General features: G+C 58.5%; 24 protein-coding genes. 10 read left to right on the plus strand and 14 right to left on the minus strand.

The genetic code is table 11. The annotated features are described in order from the left end of the window. Nucleotides 1-16 precede the first annotated feature (16 nt). Entirely contained in the window at nt 17-1,924 is a 1,908-nt protein-coding gene (locus IF205_RS02440) for a hybrid-cluster NAD(P)-dependent oxidoreductase (RefSeq protein ID WP_259781702.1), read from the plus strand. Between the two features lie 15 nt (nt 1,925-1,939). Here IF205_RS02440 and IF205_RS02445 read toward each other — a convergent pair whose 3' ends face one another. The 3 genes from IF205_RS02445 to IF205_RS02455 are packed head-to-tail and all read right to left on the minus strand — an operon-like array spanning nt 1,940 to nt 4,294. Beyond that, nucleotides 1,940-2,281 carry a hypothetical protein gene (locus IF205_RS02445; RefSeq protein ID WP_259781703.1) on the minus strand — a complete coding sequence of 114 codons (342 nt, stop codon included), beginning with the start codon at nt 2,279-2,281 and terminating at the stop codon, nt 1,940-1,942. A 52-nt stretch (nt 2,282-2,333) separates the two neighbouring features. Further along, nucleotides 2,334-3,437 (minus strand): cytochrome P450, encoded by a 1,104-nt coding sequence (locus tag IF205_RS02450; protein WP_259781704.1) that lies wholly within the window; start codon nt 3,435-3,437, stop codon nt 2,334-2,336. Further along, nucleotides 3,437-4,294 carry an isocitrate lyase/PEP mutase family protein gene (locus IF205_RS02455; protein WP_259781705.1) on the minus strand — a complete coding sequence of 286 codons (858 nt, stop codon included), beginning with the start codon at nt 4,292-4,294 and terminating at the stop codon, nt 3,437-3,439. The genes IF205_RS02450 and IF205_RS02455 overlap by 1 nt, the downstream gene beginning before the upstream one ends. 106 nt (nt 4,295-4,400) lie before the next feature. Here IF205_RS02455 and IF205_RS02460 point away from each other — a divergent pair, with 106 nt between their 5' ends. Beyond that, a complete protein-coding gene (locus IF205_RS02460; RefSeq protein ID WP_259781706.1) occupies nt 4,401-5,114 on the plus strand; it encodes an ArsR/SmtB family transcription factor in 714 nt (237 codons plus the stop codon). A gap of 61 nt (nt 5,115-5,175) precedes the next feature. Here the strand turns inward: IF205_RS02460 and IF205_RS02465 are convergent, their stop codons facing one another. Beyond that, entirely contained in the window at nt 5,176-5,748 is a 573-nt protein-coding gene (locus IF205_RS02465; RefSeq protein WP_259781707.1) for a PEP-CTERM sorting domain-containing protein, read from the minus strand. A gap of 202 nt (nt 5,749-5,950) precedes the next feature. Beyond that, the gene (gene arfB, locus IF205_RS02470) at nt 5,951-6,376 is read right to left on the minus strand and encodes an alternative ribosome rescue aminoacyl-tRNA hydrolase ArfB (RefSeq protein WP_259781708.1); all 426 of its coding nucleotides are present in this window, start codon (nt 6,374-6,376) and stop codon (nt 5,951-5,953) included. Between the two features lie 150 nt (nt 6,377-6,526). Between arfB and IF205_RS02475 the strand changes: the two genes are divergently transcribed. Together IF205_RS02475 and IF205_RS02480 are read left to right on the plus strand one after the other, a co-directional pair. Beyond that, nucleotides 6,527-7,354, plus strand: a complete 828-nt coding sequence (locus IF205_RS02475; RefSeq protein ID WP_259781709.1) for an arylamine N-acetyltransferase family protein — start codon at nt 6,527-6,529, stop codon at nt 7,352-7,354. 100 nt (nt 7,355-7,454) lie between these two features. Beyond that, nucleotides 7,455-8,453: an alpha/beta hydrolase family protein gene (locus tag IF205_RS02480; RefSeq protein WP_259781710.1), complete on the plus strand. Its 999-nt coding sequence runs from the start codon at nt 7,455-7,457 to the stop codon at nt 8,451-8,453. On the opposite strand, the gene IF205_RS02485 is transcribed toward IF205_RS02480, so the two are convergent. Continuing rightward, nucleotides 8,450-8,908, minus strand: coding sequence for a GNAT family N-acetyltransferase (locus IF205_RS02485; protein ID WP_259781711.1), 459 nt, complete (start codon nt 8,906-8,908; stop codon nt 8,450-8,452). The genes IF205_RS02480 and IF205_RS02485 overlap by 4 nt on opposite strands. Before the next feature lie 108 nt (nt 8,909-9,016). Between IF205_RS02485 and IF205_RS02490 the strand changes: the two genes are divergently transcribed. After that, nucleotides 9,017-9,661, plus strand: coding sequence for a LysE family translocator (locus tag IF205_RS02490; protein ID WP_259781712.1), 645 nt, complete (start codon nt 9,017-9,019; stop codon nt 9,659-9,661). Nucleotides 9,662-9,676: 15 nt separating this feature from the next. Beyond that, the gene (locus IF205_RS02495; protein ID WP_259781713.1) at nt 9,677-10,321 is read left to right on the plus strand and encodes a LysE family translocator; all 645 of its coding nucleotides are present in this window, start codon (nt 9,677-9,679) and stop codon (nt 10,319-10,321) included. Between the two features lie 75 nt (nt 10,322-10,396). On the opposite strand, the gene IF205_RS02500 is transcribed toward IF205_RS02495, so the two are convergent. The 3 genes from IF205_RS02500 to thrS form a co-directional block, all read right to left on the minus strand. Continuing rightward, nucleotides 10,397-11,026 carry a response regulator gene (locus IF205_RS02500; protein ID WP_259781714.1) on the minus strand — a complete coding sequence of 210 codons (630 nt, stop codon included), beginning with the start codon at nt 11,024-11,026 and terminating at the stop codon, nt 10,397-10,399. A gap of 187 nt (nt 11,027-11,213) precedes the next feature. Next, entirely contained in the window at nt 11,214-11,759 is a 546-nt protein-coding gene (infC, locus tag IF205_RS02505) for a translation initiation factor IF-3 (RefSeq protein ID WP_259783225.1), read from the minus strand. A 130-nt stretch (nt 11,760-11,889) separates the two neighbouring features. Further along, nucleotides 11,890-13,833, minus strand: coding sequence for a threonine--tRNA ligase (gene thrS, locus IF205_RS02510; protein WP_259783226.1), 1,944 nt, complete (start codon nt 13,831-13,833; stop codon nt 11,890-11,892). A 184-nt stretch (nt 13,834-14,017) separates the two neighbouring features. On the opposite strand from thrS, the gene IF205_RS02515 reads away from it, so the two are divergent. Beyond that, nucleotides 14,018-14,254 carry a hypothetical protein gene (locus IF205_RS02515; protein WP_259781715.1) on the plus strand — a complete coding sequence of 79 codons (237 nt, stop codon included), beginning with the start codon at nt 14,018-14,020 and terminating at the stop codon, nt 14,252-14,254. Nucleotides 14,255-14,359: 105 nt separating this feature from the next. On the opposite strand, the gene IF205_RS02520 is transcribed toward IF205_RS02515, so the two are convergent. Next, nucleotides 14,360-14,953, minus strand: coding sequence for a LysE family translocator (locus IF205_RS02520; RefSeq protein ID WP_259781716.1), 594 nt, complete (start codon nt 14,951-14,953; stop codon nt 14,360-14,362). Continuing rightward, the gene (locus IF205_RS02525; protein WP_259781717.1) at nt 14,953-15,987 is read right to left on the minus strand and encodes a glutathione S-transferase family protein; all 1,035 of its coding nucleotides are present in this window, start codon (nt 15,985-15,987) and stop codon (nt 14,953-14,955) included. Before IF205_RS02525 ends, IF205_RS02520 begins: the two co-directional genes overlap by 1 nt. Nucleotides 15,988-16,076: 89 nt before the next feature. Between IF205_RS02525 and IF205_RS02530 the strand changes: the two genes are divergently transcribed. Continuing rightward, nucleotides 16,077-16,970, plus strand: coding sequence for a LysR substrate-binding domain-containing protein (locus tag IF205_RS02530; protein ID WP_259781718.1), 894 nt, complete (start codon nt 16,077-16,079; stop codon nt 16,968-16,970). 58 nt (nt 16,971-17,028) lie between these two features. Here the strand turns inward: IF205_RS02530 and IF205_RS02535 are convergent, their stop codons facing one another. The 3 genes from IF205_RS02535 to IF205_RS02545 all read right to left on the minus strand — a co-directional run bounded on the left by IF205_RS02535 (nt 17,029) and on the right by IF205_RS02545 (nt 18,287). Continuing rightward, a complete protein-coding gene (locus IF205_RS02535) occupies nt 17,029-17,166 on the minus strand; it encodes a PEP-CTERM sorting domain-containing protein (protein ID WP_259781719.1) in 138 nt (45 codons plus the stop codon). Between the two features lie 210 nt (nt 17,167-17,376). Further along, the gene (locus IF205_RS02540) at nt 17,377-17,928 is read right to left on the minus strand and encodes an isochorismatase family protein (protein WP_259781720.1); all 552 of its coding nucleotides are present in this window, start codon (nt 17,926-17,928) and stop codon (nt 17,377-17,379) included. A gap of 8 nt (nt 17,929-17,936) precedes the next feature. Beyond that, complete coding sequence (locus IF205_RS02545; protein WP_259781721.1) at nt 17,937-18,287, minus strand: VOC family protein; 351 nt, start codon at nt 18,285-18,287, stop codon at nt 17,937-17,939. 128 nt (nt 18,288-18,415) lie between these two features. Here IF205_RS02545 and IF205_RS02550 point away from each other — a divergent pair, with 128 nt between their 5' ends. Together IF205_RS02550 and IF205_RS02555 are read left to right on the plus strand one after the other, a co-directional pair. Beyond that, complete coding sequence (locus IF205_RS02550; protein ID WP_259781722.1) at nt 18,416-18,982, plus strand: TetR/AcrR family transcriptional regulator; 567 nt, start codon at nt 18,416-18,418, stop codon at nt 18,980-18,982. Then, complete coding sequence (locus IF205_RS02555; protein ID WP_259781723.1) at nt 18,979-19,473, plus strand: GNAT family N-acetyltransferase; 495 nt, start codon at nt 18,979-18,981, stop codon at nt 19,471-19,473. The genes IF205_RS02550 and IF205_RS02555 overlap by 4 nt, the downstream gene beginning before the upstream one ends. Nucleotides 19,474-19,520: the final 47 nt, after the last annotated feature.

Below are 19,520 nucleotides of genomic sequence, written 5' to 3' on the forward strand. Positions count from 1 at the left end.
AATTTGAGGATCGGTTATGACAGCGCGTGTCAGTGGTTTATTCATCTATCCCGTCAAATCCGTTGCCGGGATTCCGATGCAGGAGGCCCATGTCCGGGATATCGGCATCGCCCACGACCGCCGTTATATGATCGTGAAGCCCGACGGAACCTTCGTCACCGGCCGCACCCATCCGAAAATTACGGCCATCCGCGCGCAGGCCACCGGCGAGACGCTGACCCTGTCCTGTGAGGGCGTGGAACCGATCACCATCACGGCAGGCCAGTTTACCGACCGCTATATCGACAGCGTCGTCTGGTCCAGCGACGTGAACGGCCAGGAATGCGGAGAGGCCGCCGACCGCTGGATCAGTGATCTCCTGGGCGAACCGCTGAAGCTTTTGTTTTTCGGGGAAAAATCCCACCGCATCTCGCGCCATGGCAGTAAAGTCAGTTTCGCCGACGGCTTTCCATTGCTGCTGATCGGGAATGCGTCGCTGGACCATCTGAACGGTCGTCTGCCCGGTCCCGTCTCCATGGCCAATTTCCGGCCGAATATTGCCGTAGAGGGCACATTGCCCTTCGCAGAGGACGAATGGGCGCGCATCCGCATCGGTGAAGTGGAATTTGTCGCACCGAAACCCTGCGGACGCTGTGTCTTCACCACGGTTGACCCCCATGCCCATGTGGCGGACAAGCTGACCGAGCCTCTGAAAACACTCAGCCAGTACCGCAAGGCCGACAATGGCGAGGTGAATTTCGGTGAGAACCTGGTCCCGGTGAATGAGGGGGTTATCCGCGTCGGTGACCGGATCGAGGTCCTGGAAACCAAACCGCGCCCGGTCTATGCGGACAACTGGCAGCCCGAAAAGGCGCGCCTTGCCCGGCATCTTGCCTTTGAACCGGCAAAAAGCTTTGACCGGGAGCCGGTCCTGCTGCGCTGTTTGCAGGTGGTCGAGGAAACGGCGGATGTGAAGACCTTCAAATTCACCGCCGACCCGTTCCAGCGTTTCTCCTATCAGCCGGGCCAGTTCATGACACTGCGCCTGTCCATCAATGGCGAAACCGTCAGCCGTTGTTATACAATTTCCAGCAGCCCGTCGCGGCCTGATCTCGTATCCGTCACGGTGAAACGGGTGGCGGACGGACAGGTTTCCAACTGGATGCATGACCATATCACCGTAGGGTCCTCCGTTGAGGCGCTTGGCCCCGCAGGGGTCTTCCATCTGGGTCAGGCCAAGGGGCGCAAGCTCATGTTGTTGTCGGGCGGGTCGGGGATTACACCGATGCTGTCCATGGCGCGTTTCATCGCTGATACGGGCCTGGACCTGAATGTGCATTTCCACCATTCCGCCCATACCGCCGCCGACCTGATCGCCTGGGAAGAACTGACCCTGATGGCAAAACAGCTTCCGGGGCTGACGCTGTCCTGCAACCTGAGCCGCGCCAGTGGCGACGCCCCCATGGGCCTGCCGGTTTATTCCGGCCGCATTTCCGCGGGCCTTCTTCAGGAAGTCTGCCCCGACCTTCTGGAGCGGGAGGTTTTTGTCTGCGGCCCCGACGGCTTTATGGCAAGCGCCAAGGATGTCCTGCTGACGCTGGGCCTGCCGGAAGAAAACCATCACGAGGAAAGCTTCACGATTGATGCCGTGGAGGTCCCGGTGATCGAGGAAGGCGCACAGTCCAGTTATCAGGTGAGTTTCACCAACAGCAATATCACGGTGGAAGTGGCCGCCAACCAAAGCATCCTGAGTGCGGCGGAGGCGGCAGGGATCACCGTTGACTATAGCTGCCGCAGCGGCCTTTGCGGAACCTGCAAAAGCAATCTCGTCAGCGGCGAGATCACGGCCCCGGATGCCCAGGGCGTGACACCGGCAGAAGAGGAAGCGGGCAAATTCCTGCCCTGCTGCAGCTTTGCCCGCAGCGATCTGGAAGTTGCCCTTTAACCGGGAATAACGGGGTTAGTGGTCGGATTGCTCCAGCAATTGCGCTAACCCCGTGTCATAGTCCTGGCCGCGCAGCGTAATGGTAAAGCTGTCATCCCCGTGGATGCGGGCCAGCCCCTTGCGCTCCAGCGCCTTCCAAACGGAAATATTGCCGAAACCGCTGGCATCCTTGGCGGAAACCACATAGGGGCCGACATGGACATGATTGCCATGGGCATGGGGCAGGCGCATCAGGGTAACCTCGCCGGTTTCTTCATTCTTGAAACCGGAGGCAGGGTCTTTCGCCAGCACCTGCGCCAGCAAAAGGGTGCGCGCCTGCAATTTATTCAGTTTCAGCGGATTGGCTTTTACCGGCATGGTCTTTTCCTTACATCCTTACAACGCCATGGAGTTTCCTGCCCCGGCAATATCACTCCGCAGCCGATGAGGAAAGCCCGGCAAGGCGGATGGTAAGCTGCTTTCGCAGCCGCGCATTGCCAAGGGGTTCCACCGCATCATCGCCCGGCAGTGCCATCACATCCGGCCATGCATGCCGGAGCGCCGTCAACACCCGCGCCACTTCATTCACCATGTAATGATCCGCCAGACAGCGATGTGCCCCGATGCCAAACGTCAGATGATCGCTATTGTTCGGGCGGGCCGGGTCAAAGCATTCAGGGTCGGCAAAGCGGGCAGGGTCACGGTTTGCGGCAGCAACAACCGCCAGGACCATGCTGCCCGCGGGAATGTCCACGTCACCGAAACACATGGAGGCGGTCAACAGCCGTCTGGTGTTGTGGATCGGCGGATCGAACCTTAACGTTTCGATAACGAAACTTCTTATGTCCTTTGGCCAGCCGCGCGCCAGAACCTGTTGCAGCGCATTGGTCAAAAACCCGCGTCCGGCGTCATAACTCTGGATCAGCAGACCGATCAGATTGGCCGCAGCAGCCTTGCGATCCAGCCCGACCAACCCCAGTTCCCGCAGCCTTGTGGCGGCGATGCGGCTGCTGTCCTGCGCAACCGCATTGATGGCCTGTACCTGTACCTCTGTGCGCCGGGGAAGCATCAAAGCAGTGAGGATGGGCACCGCCTGGATCAGGAAAGCCCTGTCATCGGGCGCAAAGCCCAACCCTTCCAGCAACAGCCGAAGCGGTAGGACCCGGGCGACCCTTTCAACCCAGTCAAGCTCACCATCACTGCCAAGAAGATCATAGAGCCGCTGGGCCGGATCAAGCACGTGGCACTCCCTGAAAACCACCGCTGCGACGCCCCGAAGAAACCCGTGGTCCGCCCCGTTCGAAAGCCGGGCCAGATGGGACAGGATATCCCGGGTCGGCGCATCGAGCCCGTCCGGATTGCCCGCAGGCACCTGCGCCTGGGCGCTCGAGAGCAGTCGCTGGCAGTCCTCATGGCGGAAGATCATCCAGATATCGGCCTGCCGGTCATGGAACAGCGGGCATTCCTCACGCATCTGCCGATAGAGAGGAAAGGGGTCCGAGAGTTCGGACTGGGGGCGCAAAAGACTTTTCATCACGCCTCTCCCGTCATGAGGGATTGCAGTGCGGGATAGGACAGGGGATCGTCAAACATGTGATCCAGTCCGGGATCGGACCTCATGGACCGGCACAGATGGCTAATATCCGCCGCAACACGCCGGTATGCGCCGGAACCGGTGCTAACCCGGGCAACACCTGCCGCTTCAAGTCTCGGCAACAGGTCCTCAACCGGAAAAGCCAGGATGTTCAGCGGCGCATCGACCGCCCGGGCCAGCGCCTCGATTGTCCCGAAATCCGTCAACCCCTCCGCATGGTTACCGTCATTGGTCAGGCCCGGCACGAAAACACCATCGGCCCCGGCAGCAACATAGGCATTGCAGCGATCGATCGTATCTGCCAGACGCCGATCCTCCGCGCCCACGCCCATCCAATAGAGATCGGTCCGCGCATTGATGAAAAGATCCAACCCCTCTTTCGACAGCCTTTCGCGAATGGCGCGGATAACGGCCTCCTGATCCTGCAGGGTGCGCAGGACACCGCCATGATCCTTGAGGCTATCCTCCAGGTTGATCCCCGCCACGCCCAGACGCGCCAGGGCCACCGCATTCGCCGCAATCATCTCAGGGTCGCTGGCAAAGCCGGATTCCATATCCACGGTCAATGGCACCGTGAGGACAGAGAGCATTCGACCGGCGACAAAGGCCAGTTCCTCGAAAGGCATTTCCTCTCCGTCACCATAACCGAGGCTCCAGGCGACGGCCGCACTGGACGTGCCAACAGCGCGCAAACCGGCCTGTTCCATCATTCGTGCGCTCATCGCGTCCCAGGCATTGGGCAGCAACAGCAGGGGGCCGCGATGCAGGTCGCGAAAGGCTGATAGGTGATTGGTCATGATTATTCGTCCCGTTTCGTGATGGGCTCGGTTATAAGGGGAGGATCGCGGGAACGTTTCGGCAGGCACCGAAACATGCCCACCACCGAGATGCTAGAACCGGGTTATGAGCACGAATTACAACCTTGCCACCATAGGCGCCCTGATCGGCGACCCCTCACGCGCCCTGATGCTGTCCGCCTTGCAGGACGGATGCGCCTGGACCGCGGGGGAACTGGCGTCGGCTGCCGGGGTCTCCAACTCCACCGCCAGCGAACATCTGGCCAAACTGGTGGACGGCAACCTGTTGACGGTCTGCAAGCAGGGACGGCACCGCTATTACAACCTCGCCAGCCCGCAGGTGGCCGACGCACTGGAGGCGTTGAGCCTGATCCCGTCCGACCGGCCCCGGCGCAAGCCATCCTCGCCCGTACCCAAACCCATGCGCGAGGCACGCTGTTGCTATGACCATCTGGCGGGCCGGGTTGCCATCGGCCTGGCCGATGCATTGAGCGCACAGGGTTATCTGGATCTGGCGGAAAACAATTTCAGCCTGCGCCCGGAAGGGGAGATATTCCTGTCCGGCCTGGGGTTGGATATCGGAGCCATGCGGACAAAGAAGCGGCATTTCGCCCGCGCCTGCCTGGACTGGAGCGAGCGGCGCTATCACATTGCGGGATCGCTGGGGGCAGGGTTGCTGACACTCTTCCTCGACCGCCATTGGGCGCGGCGCAGCCAGACGGACAGGCGGTTGATCACCATCACGCCCGCCGGTTTTCAGGAACTGGAGAGCCACCTGCATCTGTCACGCTATATGCCCGAGGAAACGATTGCCAAATGACAAAAAGAAAGGACGGCCAAACAGGCCGCCCCGTCTTTGGGAAACTAATTCTGGTTACAGCCTAGAGAAGCTGTTGTTTACGACGGCGCAGGGCATAGCCCATGCTCAACAGACCCAAACCCAGAAGACTCAGCGCGGCCGGTGTCGGTACATTCGTACCACCCGGACCGGTGCCCGGCGGAACGCTGGTGATCCCCGTCAGCGTTACAATAACCGGATTCCCCATGGTATCGATGCAGCAATTGGTCCCGGTGAAGAAGCTCCAGGTGCCATTGCCGATGACCAGCGGCACGGTATAGAACCAATCCATATATTCAGTCGGACCGTTACCGGCCAGGTCCCAACCATCCAGGGTGCCGTCGGCGAGCATGTCGTCACGGTCCCGGTTGTTCAGAACACCCGACCATTGTGCGGTGAAAGTCGGAATGGTGCCGGAGGTATCGGTGATATGGATACCGCCATTGGCCGTCGAGGCGACAGTCTGATCGCCATGCCAATGTTCACCCCACAGGACCACCGTCCCGTTGCCCTGATCCTTCCAACCGAAACTGACCAAATGCGCGTTGGCCGCAGAGGCAGTCAGCGCGAGACCGCCGATACCTGCCGCCAATGCCAGCTTTTTAAGAAATTTCATAACCGTCTCCCAATAAATAGATATCTATCAATTAGGCAAGAGGCGTGCCATAACGGTTAAATATTTGAACTAAAAGAAACTATCAGAATACCCACAATAGTTGATGCAGTATTGATGTAAGCATTCCCGACAGTGTTTCCGGTTGTAGTTCATTGAGAACACACTGAAAGCGCGACTTTCCGATACACTCACCCCAGCGATATTACTCGTCGCGGCCGATCTTGCCGCTGCGCAGGCGTTTGACGGCACCGCGTTTCGATTTTGTGTCCAGCCGCCGCTTTTTCGATCCCTTGGTCGGTTTGGTCGCCACCCGGTATTTCTGCTTTTCCGCTGCCTTGGCGATCATCGCAACCAGGCGGTCGATCGCATCCTGGCGATTGGCCTCCTGGGTGCGGAAACGATTGGCGGTGATCACGATCTCACCCTCCTTGGTCAGGCGGGAGCCTGCAATCGTGATCAGATTCTTGCGGACACGGCTGTTCAGTGCGGGCGAGGCTTTCATATTGAACCGCAGCTGCGCCGCCGTATTGACCTTGTTCACATTCTGCCCGCCGGGTCCACCGGCACGGATATAGGTCAGGTCGATCTCATCCTCATGGATAGCAATATTGGGTGTAACGTCGATCATGACCGCAGCATACGCAATTCACAGCCCGCGTACAGGGGAAGAAGGAGTTTCAGCACATTAATAAAGTTTTTTCTTTATAAATTGTTGGAACGGTTCTAAAGTGCCTTTCAACAGAAGGTCGGCAAACGAAGAAAAAGCAGGATTGGCACCATGAGTGAACGCAGCATATCGCAGGTCTACCTCAATGCATTGGGGCTGACGGCGGATAAACCCGATCTGACCTTTTTGACCGCGCTGCAGCGCGCCCATCTCGCCCGCTACAGCTTCAACAGCATCGGGGTCTTGTTGGGGGAGGACCGCCCGCTTGACCCGTGCCGCCTGTTGCAGACCATCGTGGCGGAAGGGCGCGGCGGCTATTGCTTTGAACATAACGGGTTGTTTTTTGAAGTCTTGAAGGAACTGGGCTTCACGGTCGAGGCACATCTGGGCCGCGTCCTCTATAACCGCAACGTGGAAGAACCGGTCATGCCCAGGACCCACCGCATGAGCGTGGTCACGATCGGCGCGGACCGTTATGTGGCTGACGTGGGTTTCGGCGTACTGACCCCGCGTGAACCGGTTCGCCTCGGCGACGGGGAAACTGTCCACAGCGATGGCGAAAGCTACCGCATCCGCCGCAACAAGGTGGGGGACTATCTGCTGGAGAAACAGCAGAAGGACGGCCCCTTCGTGCTTTACAGTTTCGACCTGCACCACACGGTTCCGGGCGATTTCGAGATGGGCCATTTCTATTCCCATCGCCATCCCGAGGCCGCCTTCGTCAACAATCTGGTGGTCTCCAGGGTTCTGGCAGACGAACGGCTGGTGATCCGCAATCACGAGGTTGAGGTCATCCGCGACGGCCAGGCCGTCACCAGCCCGTTGCTGGACAAACAGGACCTTGTCCGCCGCCTGCACGAGGATTTCAACTATCGGATATCGGAAAAAGACGCCGACTTCCTGTTTGAAAAATTCTGCCAGCCGAAAAAGGAACCCTGACCGCCTTTTGCCGCCATGGAAGCATCACGTGACTATATCCCCGGGGTTTGCTATGGGGTGCTTCTTTACCGTGATTGGCTCAGGGGAAGGACAAACAATCATGCGCGGCTTTGGTCTACTATTGGCATTTCTGGCCCTTTGCGGCATCGCCCAGGCGGAAACAGTCCAGCCAGAAATGGCCCATCCGGTCGGCCTGACAATGCTCACTGTCAAAGACCCGGCCAGCGGCGGACCGGTCCGCAGCCTCATCTGGTACCCAAGCCAGAGCGCGGGCGAACCCACCCGCATGGGTCCCTTTGTTCTGGATGCCAGCCGCGACATGCCTGCGGCCAAGGGCCACTTCCCTCTGATCCTGCTCAGCCATGGCAATGAAGGCAGCTATCTGTCCCACAGGGATAGTGCCATGGCCCTGGCGCAGGCAGGCTATATCGTCGCCACGCCCATGCATGCGGGCGACAATTTCCAGGACAGACGCCTTCTGGGAACCGAGGTCCTGCTGTCCAGCCGCCCGAAATCCATCTCTGCCCTGATCGATGCACTGCTTGCCGACGGTCGTCTGCCTATCGACCCGAAGAAAATAGGCTTCATCGGCTTTTCCGCAGGCGGCTATACCGGCCTGGCACTGTTAGGCGCACGGCCAAGCTACGCCCGGGCGGCACTCCATTGCGAAGACCATCCACAGGACCCGATCTGCCAATACGCCCCGGTCGATCCGGGCAAACCTGTCCTGATCACCGATCTGTCGGATAGTCGGATCAAGGCGGCAGTGCTGATGGACCCGCTGACCTGGAATTTCACCGATGATGAACTGGCAGCCGTCAAAACCCCGGTCTATCTGATGCGGCCCGAACAGGGTGATGTCCTCGCGGAAGCCTTCCACAGCGACCGCATTGCGAAGGTCTCACCGGGTGTCGAGACGGTCTGGTCCATCAAGCACGCCGGTCATTTCTCCTTCCTCGCCCCCTTCCCGGAAGCCATAAAAGCGGACGTCGGCCCCATCGCGCAGGACGCCCCCGGATTCGACCGGGAGGCCGTGCATGAAGAGATTAACAGACGGATGATCGACTTTTTCGGGCGGGTTCTTACCCCCCGATCCTAGGGGAGGATAAACCACTGATGGGGGATTCCCCAGTCGTCATCGAAAACCTCTCCCTCGGCGACGAACCCCATGCTTTGATAGAGACCGGCCAGATAAGCCTGGCCTTCGATGCGGATGGGTAAATCCGGATAATCGGTTTTCAGGCGGTCGATGGCCGCCGCGACCAGTTCCTTTCCCAGTCCCGTGCCACGGCAATCCCGCCGCACGGCCACCCGCCCGAAAGAGGTTTCGGTTTCTGCATGTCCAGCCACACCGGGCGGGACGAGGCGCACCGTGCCCGTGATTTTTCCATCCTCGTCAGAGGTGATGCCATGGAGGCAGTGCGCATCCTCGCCATCGATATCCGGGAAAGTGGCATTCTGTTCCACGATGAAAATGTCCTGGCGCAGGCGCAGCAGGTCATAAAGCGCTGCACCGGAAAGCTGATCCAAAGAAACCCAGGAGACAGAAGCCATTGTTTTCACCCATGAATTGCTATTGTCTATCCGCTTAGCAGAAAACTTTCCCGATGGCAGGCAAAATCGCTACTATCAGGCGGGTTACAAATCAGGAGGACAGGGGACATGGACCAGTATTTCGCCATTCTCGCCATATTGGGAACCATGATGATCGGCGCAATGACACCGGGACCAAGTTTTATCGTGGTCGCCCGCGTCTCGCTTGCGCGGTCCCGGCGCGAAGGGGTCGCTGTCGCCCTGGGCATGGGCCTCGCCAGTGCCACTTTCACCGCAATCGCGCTTGGCGGCCTGCATTTCATCCTGGAACAGGTGCCTTGGGCCTATCTGGCATTGAAAGTCCTGGGCGGCGGTTATCTGGTCTTTCTGGCCTTCAGGATTTTCCGGGGTTCGAAATCTCCGATGAATGTCAGTTCGCTGCCGTCGGGCCCGGAACGCCGCGGATCGCTGCGCAAGGCCTTTGCGCTCGGCTTCCTGACGCAGATCAGCAATCCGAAGACCGCCGTGGTTTTCGCCAGTGTCTTCGCCACCTTCCTGACCGTGACGCCGGACCTACCTGTCTATCTCATTCTGGTGCCGCTGATCTATACCGCCCACGCAGGCTGGTATTCCTTTGTGGCCCTGGCCCTGTCCAGCGAGCGCCCGCGCCGCGCCTATGGCCGGGCAAAAACCTGGATCGACCGCTGCGCAGCCACGGTCATGGGAACCCTCGGGGCCAGCCTCGTCGGCGACGCCGCCGCATCAATAGACTGAGAACAGGAGGACGCTATGGATCAATCGCTCGCGGTATTGGGCATTCTGGTAGCAATCACACTCGGCAGTATGAGCCCGGGGCCAAGTTTCGTGGTCATCGCGCGGGTGTCGCTTGCGCAGTCACGGGCGGAAGGCATCGCCGCCGCCGCGGGTCTTGGCGTGGCGAGCATGATCTTCACCTGTCTGGCGCTTGGCGGCCTGCATGTGGTGCTGGAACAGGTGGGCTGGCTGTATCTGGTGGTTAAACTGGTGGGCGGCGCCTATCTTGTCTATCTGGCCTATCGCATTTTCACCGGTGCGAAAGAACCGCTTTCAATGGACATGCCGGTCCGCGACAAAAAGCAGTCCCGAGGTTTGGCAAAGGCCTTTCTGCTGGGTTTCGGCACGCAATTGAGCAATCCCAAAACCGCGATTGTTTTCGCCAGTGTTTTTGCCACCTTCCTCACCGCCAGGCCGGAACCCTGGCTGTATCTGGCCCTGGTCCCCGCAATCTTCATGGTCGAGGCGACCTGGTATTCCATTGTCGCCACGGCCCTGTCCAGCGAACGCCCGCGCCGCGCCTATGGCCGGGCCAAAGGCTGGATCGACCGTATCGCCTCCACCGTTCTCGGTGTCATGGGGGCAAGCCTGATCGGTGAGGCGGTCGCCGCGACGGACTGACACCCCTTATTCCGTCAGACAAAAAAACGCGGCATAAACATGTGCCGCGTTTTAAAATTCAGCCCGCGATCACCGTCACCGGGATGCGTTCGAAGCTGTGCGGTCACCCTGCGTGGTCGACTGGGTCCTGCCCGACGGGATCATCCCACAAGCCGCCTTGTGATCCGCCATGTCATAAGCCTTGCCCAGAACCCTGGCCGCCAGTCGGTTCGGCACAGGCCTGACATAGGGACCGTCCTTCGCACGCAGGAGGTCTTTGCGACGGTCAGGTCCAACGTAGTTCTCTGTAAAAACAAAGACTTTCCGGGACTGGATTACAGTCTTGATACGATCCAGCAATGTCTTGGGCGCAAGCGGTTTGACCAGGATATCGTCCGGGCCGCTTTGCACGATTGCCTTGATGTCCTCTGAGGAGGGATTCCACAAGGTCACAAAAATCGGCATAAAGGGATCAACCCCCGCACGGTTAAACCGGATGTCCCTGATCAGGCCCGTCACGTCCTCCATACTGCTATCCAGGATCAGCAAATCCGGCACCGCCTTTACAAAGGCCGCACGGATATCCTCTTGCGTTTTCAATTCCTGAACGTTGGAAAAACCGGCCTGGTTCAGAACATTACGCGTCTGACGCCGCACATCCGTGATTTCTTCCTGAAAGAAAATAACAGCAGACGCCTTGCCGCTGCTCCTGCCTTGTCCTGACATCACCTAACACCACTAAAATCAAAAATTTTGGTGGCACATTACCCGGCAGGGGTTAAGCAAAACTGAACAATAACCGGCATTCTACCAAATTTTAAAAGGCCGGACGGTACCCGTCTACGCAACAAAAAACGCGGCATCGGATGATACCGCGTTTTCCTGTTCGGAGCCGGGAAAATCCCTGCCGGAACTATTTGGTCGCAACCGGGGCCAGAACCATGACCATCTGGCGGCCTTCCATGGAAGGCTTCTGTTCGACCTTGGCCTTTTCCGCCATCTCATCGCGAACACGGTTGAGCACTTCGAGGCCCAACTCCTGATGCGCCATTTCACGACCGCGGAAACGGAGGGTGACCTTCACCTTGTCGCCTTCGTCGATGAACTTGTTCATGTTCTTCATTTTGACCTGATAGTCATGTTCATCGATATTCGGGCGGAACTTCAGTTCCTTGACCTCGATGGTCTTCTGCTTCTTCTTGGCCTCGTTCTTCTTCTTCTGAAGCTCGTATTTATACTTGCCGAGGTCCATGATCTTGCAGACAGGCGGGTTCGCGCCTGGGGAAACTTCCACCAGGTCCAGGCCAACGCCAAAGGCACGGTCAATCGCGTCGCGCGTAGCGACGACACCGACGTTTTCTCCAGTTTCATCGATCAGACGCACTTCGCGCACATCGATCATATCGTTCGCGCGCGGGCCGGATTTAGCGGGCGCGGAAGCATGGTGTGGACGGCGTATTAGTTCCTCCTCGGGTGTATCAACCCTGGTCCGTAATTTTTCCTATCGATTGAGAGCAGGGGGCTGCTCATCAAAAGCGCCCCCTACAATCTTTACTATAACCACTTTTACAAAAAACGGGAGGGGAAAATCACTGATTCCCCGGCATTTCCGCTTCTTTTTGCAGTTTTGCAACAGCCTCGTCCAGCTTCAGGAACTCCTGCTCCTTCGTGCCCAGACGACGAACCGCCACTGTCTTCTCCTCTGCCTCGCGGCCACCGACCACCAGAATGACCGGTGTCTTTTTGACCGAATGCTCACGGATCTTGTAGTTGATCTTCTCGTTGCGAAGGTCAACATCGACCCGCATCCCGGCCTTTTTCAAGGCTTTCTGGACTTGCTGGGCATAATCGGCCGCCGCATCGGTGATGGTCGCCACCACCACCTGGGTCGGTGCCAGCCACAGCGGGAATTTGCCCGCAAACTGTTCGATCAGGATGCCGATGAAACGCTCGAAAGAGCCCAGGATCGCACGGTGCAGGATCACCGGACGATGTTTTTCGCCATCCTCACCAATATAAGTTGCATCCAGGCGTTCCGGCAGGATGAAGTCCACCTGCAGCGTGCCGCACTGCCAGTCACGGCCAATGGCGTCACGCAGGACGAATTCCAGTTTCGGGCCATAGAAAGCGCCTTCGCCCGGGTTCATCTCGTAAGGCAGACCGGTTGCCTCGATCGCCTCACGCAGCATGCGGTTCGCCCGTGCCCAGACTTCGTCGTTACCCGCACTTTTCTCCGGACGGTCGGAGAATTTGATGTTGATGTCGGTGAAACCGAAATCCTTGTAGACATCTTTCAGCAGGTCGCAGAACAGCTTCGTTTCGGAAACGATCTGTTCTTCGGTGCAGAAGATATGGGCATCGTCCTGGGTGAACTGACGCACGCGCATCAGACCATGCAGCGCCCCATGGGGCTCATAACGATGGCAGGAACCGAATTCCGCCATGCGGATCGGCAGATCGCGATAGCTGGTGATGCCCTGCTTGAACATCTGGATGTGACAGGGGCAGTTCATCGGCTTCAGCGCCAGCATACGGCGGTTGCCGGTGCTGGTATCGGCCTCGTCCACCTCGGCGATGAACATGTTTTCCCGGTATTTGTCCCAGTGACCGCTGTCTTCCCAAAGCTTGCGATCGACCAGTTGCGGGGATTTCACCTCCTGATAACCGGCATCGTCCAGCTTGGCGCGCAGATAGCGCTCCAGGGTGCGGTAAACCGCCCAGCCCTTCGGATGCCAGAAGACGGAGCCCATGGCTTCTTCCTGCATATGGAACAGGCCCATTTCGCGGCCCAGCTTACGGTGGTCGCGCTTTTCAGCCTCTTCCAACTGGGTGAGATAGGCCTTCAGTTCCTTCTCGGTGCGCCAGCAGGTGCCATAGATACGCTGAAGCTGGGGATTGCTGGCATCACCGCGCCAATAGGCGCCCGCCAGTTTCATCAGCTTGAACGCCTTGCCCAGTTTCCCGGTCGACGGCAGATGCGGCCCCCGGCAGAGGTCCAGCCAGTTTTCGCCCTGGCGATAGATCGTCAGGTCTTCGTCCTTCGGCAACTCACCGACCCATTCCGCCTTGAAGCTTTCGCCCACCTGGTTGAAATAGTCGATGGCGTCATCACGTTCCCAGACTTCGCGCGTGATCGGCTCGTCCCGGTCGACGATTTCGGCCATGCGCTTTTCGATGGCTTCGAAATCATCGGTGGAAAACGGCTCTGCGCGATGGAAATCGTAATAGAAACCGTTTTCAGTGGACGGACCGAAAGTGATCTGCGTGCCGGGGAAGAGTTCCTGCACCGCCTGCGCCAGCACATGGGCGCAATCGTGACGCAGCAGCTCCAGAGCTTCAGGATCAGTTCGGGTGATGAGAGCTACTTCCGCGTTGGTAGTGATCGGGCGGGTGAGATCCCATTCTTCACCGTTAACCCGAGCCAATACCGCAGCTTTCGCGAGACCCGACCCGATAGACTCAGCAATCTGCTGACCCGTTACCGCGCCGTCATACTCGCGAACACTGCCATCCGGAAGCGTAATCGCGACCATCATGTTGATCCTTATCTTCTGATTCTGTTGCATGTGTTCAAAACAAAGGTACCGGGAAACACCCCGGTACAGGTCGTTTCTTAGCGGAAAGCCCGAGGGGCCGCAAGGTTTTGGGCAAGCTTTTGGCCTCCGCGCCGTCCTTCTGATATAATGATGTCCACAACGTGAGAAAAGGAGACGGCTCATGAAGCATGTAGTTCGTAATGATATGCGCGCCTATGCCGCCTTCCGCGAGGGGCAGGATCGCACGTTGCACGACAACCTGGCCAGGCGCATGCTGGCCATGAACCTGTCCCGACGGAAACTGAAACTGACCGGCGAACCCCTGAGAGCCTATGCGGCCTTCCGCACCGGCCAGGACCGGGTCCGCCCTGACGGTAATCACGGTCTGTATTTCCACCGCCGCAGCCTTTACGGCTGATCTTCGGGCATGGCTTTTCCCGATCAAGAATAAAGTCCTAAAAGGTACAGGCCCTGCCGGTAACAGCAGGGCCTGTACCCGTTTCGCGCCACCGGCCGATGGCCATCACGCGACTAGATTTTCAACCATGAACCAGAGGGCGGTGAGGCCAAGCACACCCCCCAGCGCCCGATCCACCCAGGATCGCGCCGGACCGTTCATCACCTTTGTCACCATCTGTCCGGCCAGCGCCCAAAGCAACAATGAAAAAGCGGGCAAAACAGTGAAAAGAAAGAGCAGTATCGGGATAGCCGCCATATCCCGGGTCACGCTCAATGCCACGACCATCAGCACCAGTGTCCAGCTTTTCGGGTTTACCAGTTGAAAGGCAAAAAGCGGCCAGAACCCCGCCCGGGGTAACAGGGGCGAGGCCCGGCCGCTCTCGCGAGGGATCATCATGCCCACGGCCAGCCACAGCAGGAGCCCCCCGCCAATGGCCGCCGCTACGGGCTGTACGGCAGGCCAGTGCCGGAACAGCGGCTCCGCCCCCGTCAGGACAGCAACAAGCAACGCAAGCGTGCCAAGGATCACGCCGCCCATTGCGGGGATTGCGGCCATAACTCCCCGTTCCGCCGACAGGGCCATGACGAGGAAATTGTTGGGGCCGGGGGTAATCACCGCCACCAGGATCGTCACAGCAAGTCCCAACCAGACTTCCATCACCTCACCCCTACCAGATCGCATGCGTCATAGGGCCTGTCACATCCATCGGACGCATAAACCATTATTTCACCGAAACGGTTTCGGTCATGAGAGGCGCACCAGTCCATGTCAGGCATGAGAGGGACAATGCCATGGGGATTATTGTCGCCGTCGTTCTGCCAGTATCCCTTTTGAATCAATGAAAAATCCACTGTCTCCGCCACCCCGGGAAGCTGGTACAGGTCGCGGGCATAGGCCCAGAGAGCGGGGTAATCGACCAACCGGCGGCGGGTGCAGCGGAAATGGCTGTAATAGGCAATGTCGAAACGCAGGAGGACCGGCAACAGCAACCAGTCCGCGCCGGTCAGGACATTCCCCAAAAGAAAGCGCTGGTCTTTCAACCGTGTCTCCAGGGCATCTAGGGTCGCAAAGACCCGGCTTACGGCATCGTCATAGGCGGATTGCGTCCGGGCAAAACCGGCACGATAGGCGGCATTGGACAAATTCTCATAAAGCCAGCGGTCCATTTCGTCGATTTCTGCCGCCAGAACTGCCGGGAAAAAATCCCGCTCATTGCCCCCGGACCGGTCATCCAGGGCGTTCAGGAAGCGCATCAAGTCACTGCTTTCGTTGGAAATTATACGCTGATCCTGCGCATCCCACAAAACCGGGACGGTCGCGCGGCCTGTGAAGGACGGATGGCCCAGGCTGTAAAGCTGGTGCAGATGCCGGATCTGGACCGCGCTGCCCGGCACGCGCCATGGATTACCATTGTTCACCGGATAGCCCTGAACGCGCCTGCCCCCGGCAATCTGGACTGGGATCACCGGCTGTAATTCCTTTTGAATTCGTAACAAATTCACCCGTTGCGACCACGGGCAACTCATGGAGGTGATCAGGTGATAACGTCCAGGTGTCATCACGTCCGCTGCAATTCGGGCCATTTCCTGCCTGGACTTGACCCTGTCCAGCCCGGTTTCAGGTCTTTTGAAATCACCATTATGGATAATGGTGTCATCATCCACCCATTGCCCGTCAATCAGCATACCCATCGGTATCTCCTGTGTTTTTCTATAGGGTAAGCAGAAAGCGTGAAAAAATATGGTTCAATAGGTAGGAGTTTTGGTCTATTTTTCAGACCATGAAGAATTTACCTTTGAATGGCCTGCGGGCCTATGCGGCCGTCTGGCGTCTCGGCGGGGTTCGCGCGGCGGCGCGGGCGCTGGATGTGACCCATTCCGCCGTCAGCCGCCATCTGGGCGAGGTGGAAAACTGGATCGGCTGCCCCCTTACCTACAAGGAAGAGGGTAGAAAGAAGCTGTCTTTCACTGCCGAAGGGGCGGCCCTGGGCCGGGCAGTGCAGGATGGTCTGGACCAGATTTTGGGCACCGCCGCCAGTCTACAGGAACGCCGCGGCGCGGGCAGCGTTGTTGTATCGACCGCACCGTCTTTCGCCACGCGATGGCTGTTGCCCAGGCTACCCCGACTGGCGGAGCAGCATCCCCATATTCAGCTTTCGGTGCTGGCCGACCAGCGGTTGGAGGATTTCAGCAATCAGGATGTGGACCTCGCAATCCGTATGGGCGAGGGACCCTGGCCGCATCTGAAATGCGAGTTGTTGATGGACGAGCGTCTATATCCGGTCATGGGCAGCAAGCTTTGGGCGCGGACCGGCCACAGCAAGGACCCGGACATCCTGAACCGCCTGACGCTGCTGCATGACCGCGATCCGCAAACCGCCTGGTCCCAGTGGCGGGATCGGTTCGGCCCACGCGATCTGGCAGTCACGGAAGGGCCACGCATGGCGTCGTCGGATTTGCTCCTACGGGCCGCAGCCCTGAACCAAGGGGTCGCGCTGGCCCGGCACCGCCTTGCCGCCGACGACCTTGCCAGCGGTCAGTTGGTGCGGCCGTTTTCGGGTAAGGAACTCGCCCTGGAACAGGCCTATTGGATTGTCACACCGCGCTACCGCCCCAACCGGCAGGCCGTCAAAACGGTGGTGGAGTGGTTGCAGACGATGGGCCGGGAGACGTGAAAACGACCCCGAAAGGGGCCGCATTCACACTTGGGAAAGTAGAGGTAGAAACGCCAGGTCAGGAACGGCGTTTGGCACGACGCAGGGCCAGACCAACCACCAGCAACCCCAAACCCAGCAACAGGAGACCGGCAGGTGCCGGCGCCTCCGTAACCGCATTTACAATATCCGCCCTCGCACTACCCGAGAGGGCCACAAATGCAGCCAAAAAAACAATACAAAAACCGCCGGACGTCATTCCCTACCCCGAAACCTTACACATTTTGCCCACCCAGGATCCCTTTGGGCACAAAGATTTTGGCTGTGATCGGAGCAAATTGCGGGCCAGAAATTTAACTGTTCCAAATCAATATGTTAGCAATTTAACGATAGAAGGCTTGTAAGAAATTCCGACAGAAAGGCTGTCCTATTCCATCCCAGCAATCAGAGACTGTGTATCCGTGACCTCTGCATATTCCTGCCCCAGGATCGCAAGCGTCAGATCATAGACGGTCTGTGCATCGAAAAGGCGGCCATCCGGCGCCGTGACCGACACGGCCGTGGTGGCATCTTTGGGCAGAATGATATGATAGCCAAGCGCCTTTCCCGTCCGGATCGTGGCATCCATACTGTTATGGATGACAACGCCGGTCAGGACGAAACTCTTCGCGCCCAGAGCCTTTAGCTGGCGGTCCAGTTCGGTATCTACAAAAGCACAGTTCTGGTGTTTGATCAGCACCGGCTCACCGCCTGCCGGGGCAACATCCGCCTTGATCCGGTTCCAGGGACCATGGGTGTGATAGGTGGATGTGGGCGTCGCCTCGTCATGTTTGACATGCAGAACCGGCCATTTGTTGCGCCGCCAATGCGCCAACAACTTTTGGATCGCCTTCACATAATCGGGGTTGTTCTTATCCGCCCAGACGGGCTGGTCGATTGCGTCCTGAACATCCAGGACGACAAGGGGGAGTACCTGCACAGCCTGCCTCACTTATGCGCCAGAATATTAATCAATTTTCCATAGGGGTCGCGGACATAAAATCGCCGCACGCCCCAGGGCTCTTCCGCCGGTCCGTATTCGATCGGAAACCCGGCATCCTGCATGCCCTGATAGACAGCATCCAGATCATCCACCTCAATCGAGAGATCGGGGACAGGGGTATCGGACCCGCCCTGTTCGGCGAAACTGACCTGAATACTCATATGATCCTGCAGGCCATAGGTCGCAATCCATCCATGGTCCATCAAAAGGTCCAGCCCCAGGACATCCTGATAGAACCGTTTTGCCTCCGCAACATTTCGGGTTTCGATATTGGCGATGATCCGTTTGACCGTCATGATTTCCCCCTTTGGTTGATTCCCGACTTTAAATCCGGTGCTCCGGAATGTCTTTTCCTTTTTCCTCTTCCCACAAAAAGATATTCCTAATATAATACGATACGTCTCGTATTAGAAAAGGACCCGATATGGCCCGCACAGCCAGTGAAACCGTCCGCAAGGCCGTGATGGGGGCAGCCCTCGCGCTGCTCGCGGAGCAGGGCTATCTGAAAACCACCATGGAAGGGATCGCCGCGCGGGCCGGGGCCGGAAAGCAGACATTGTATCGCCGCTGGGGTTCCAAGGCCGATCTTTATCTGGAGCTTTACGAGGATCTGGTCCCGCCCGCCGCCCTCGACCTGGACACGGGTAGTACGAGAGAGGACCTCGAAGGCCTGCTGACCCGGCTGTTCGTGATTTACGGCAACACCCAGATCAACCGGGCGCTTGCCGGATTGGTGGCGGAACTTCCCCACGCCCCCGACTTTGCCGACCGCATGCGCGAACGCTTTTTAAAAAAGCGCCGGGGCATGATCGCCACAATCGCGCAGCGCGGGGTGGCGCGCGGCGAATTGCGGGCGGATATCGATCCTGAATTTGTCAGCGACCTGATTTCGGGCGCCGTCTGGTTTCGAGTTCTGCTCGAACATCAACCGCTGGATCAGGCCTATGCGACGCAATTGGTCGATTATGTATTGAAAGGAATAGAGGCATGACGGAAACGGAAATCCTGACCGGTTATCGCCCCGGACTGCTGGGGGAGGTTGCCGCCTGGCATGGCCGCTACTACAGCGAAAACTGGGGTTTTACCTCTTTTTTCGAAGCCAAGGTGATGGGCGGCATCAGCGAATTTGCCACACGCCTGGACGATCCGCGTGTATTGCTGGCAAGCGCGTGGTCGGGAACGGATTTCCTGGGCAGCCTGACCGTCGACAACGACGGCGACCGCCAGGCGGACTGCGCCCATCTGCGCTGGTTCATCATGAGCGACGCCGCGCGTGGCAAAGGGTTGGGACGAAAGTTATTCGCAACGGCCATGGAATTCATGCCCCGGCAGGGATACCGCAGGGCCTATCTGACAACCTTCAAGGGGCTGGGCGCGGCGGCCAGGCTTTACAGCGATTTCGGCTTTGCCCTTACCGACGAGCAACCAGGAAATACCTGGGGTGTCACAGTCACCGAACAACGCTTCGATATCGCCTTTTGATAGACTTCCGCCAGATCGTTACATTCTTAAGCAATTGTCTACGGCCG

Source organism: Aestuariispira ectoiniformans, from assembly GCF_025136295.1.
Lineage (GTDB): Bacteria > Pseudomonadota > Alphaproteobacteria > UBA8366 > Aestuariispiraceae > Aestuariispira_A > Aestuariispira_A ectoiniformans.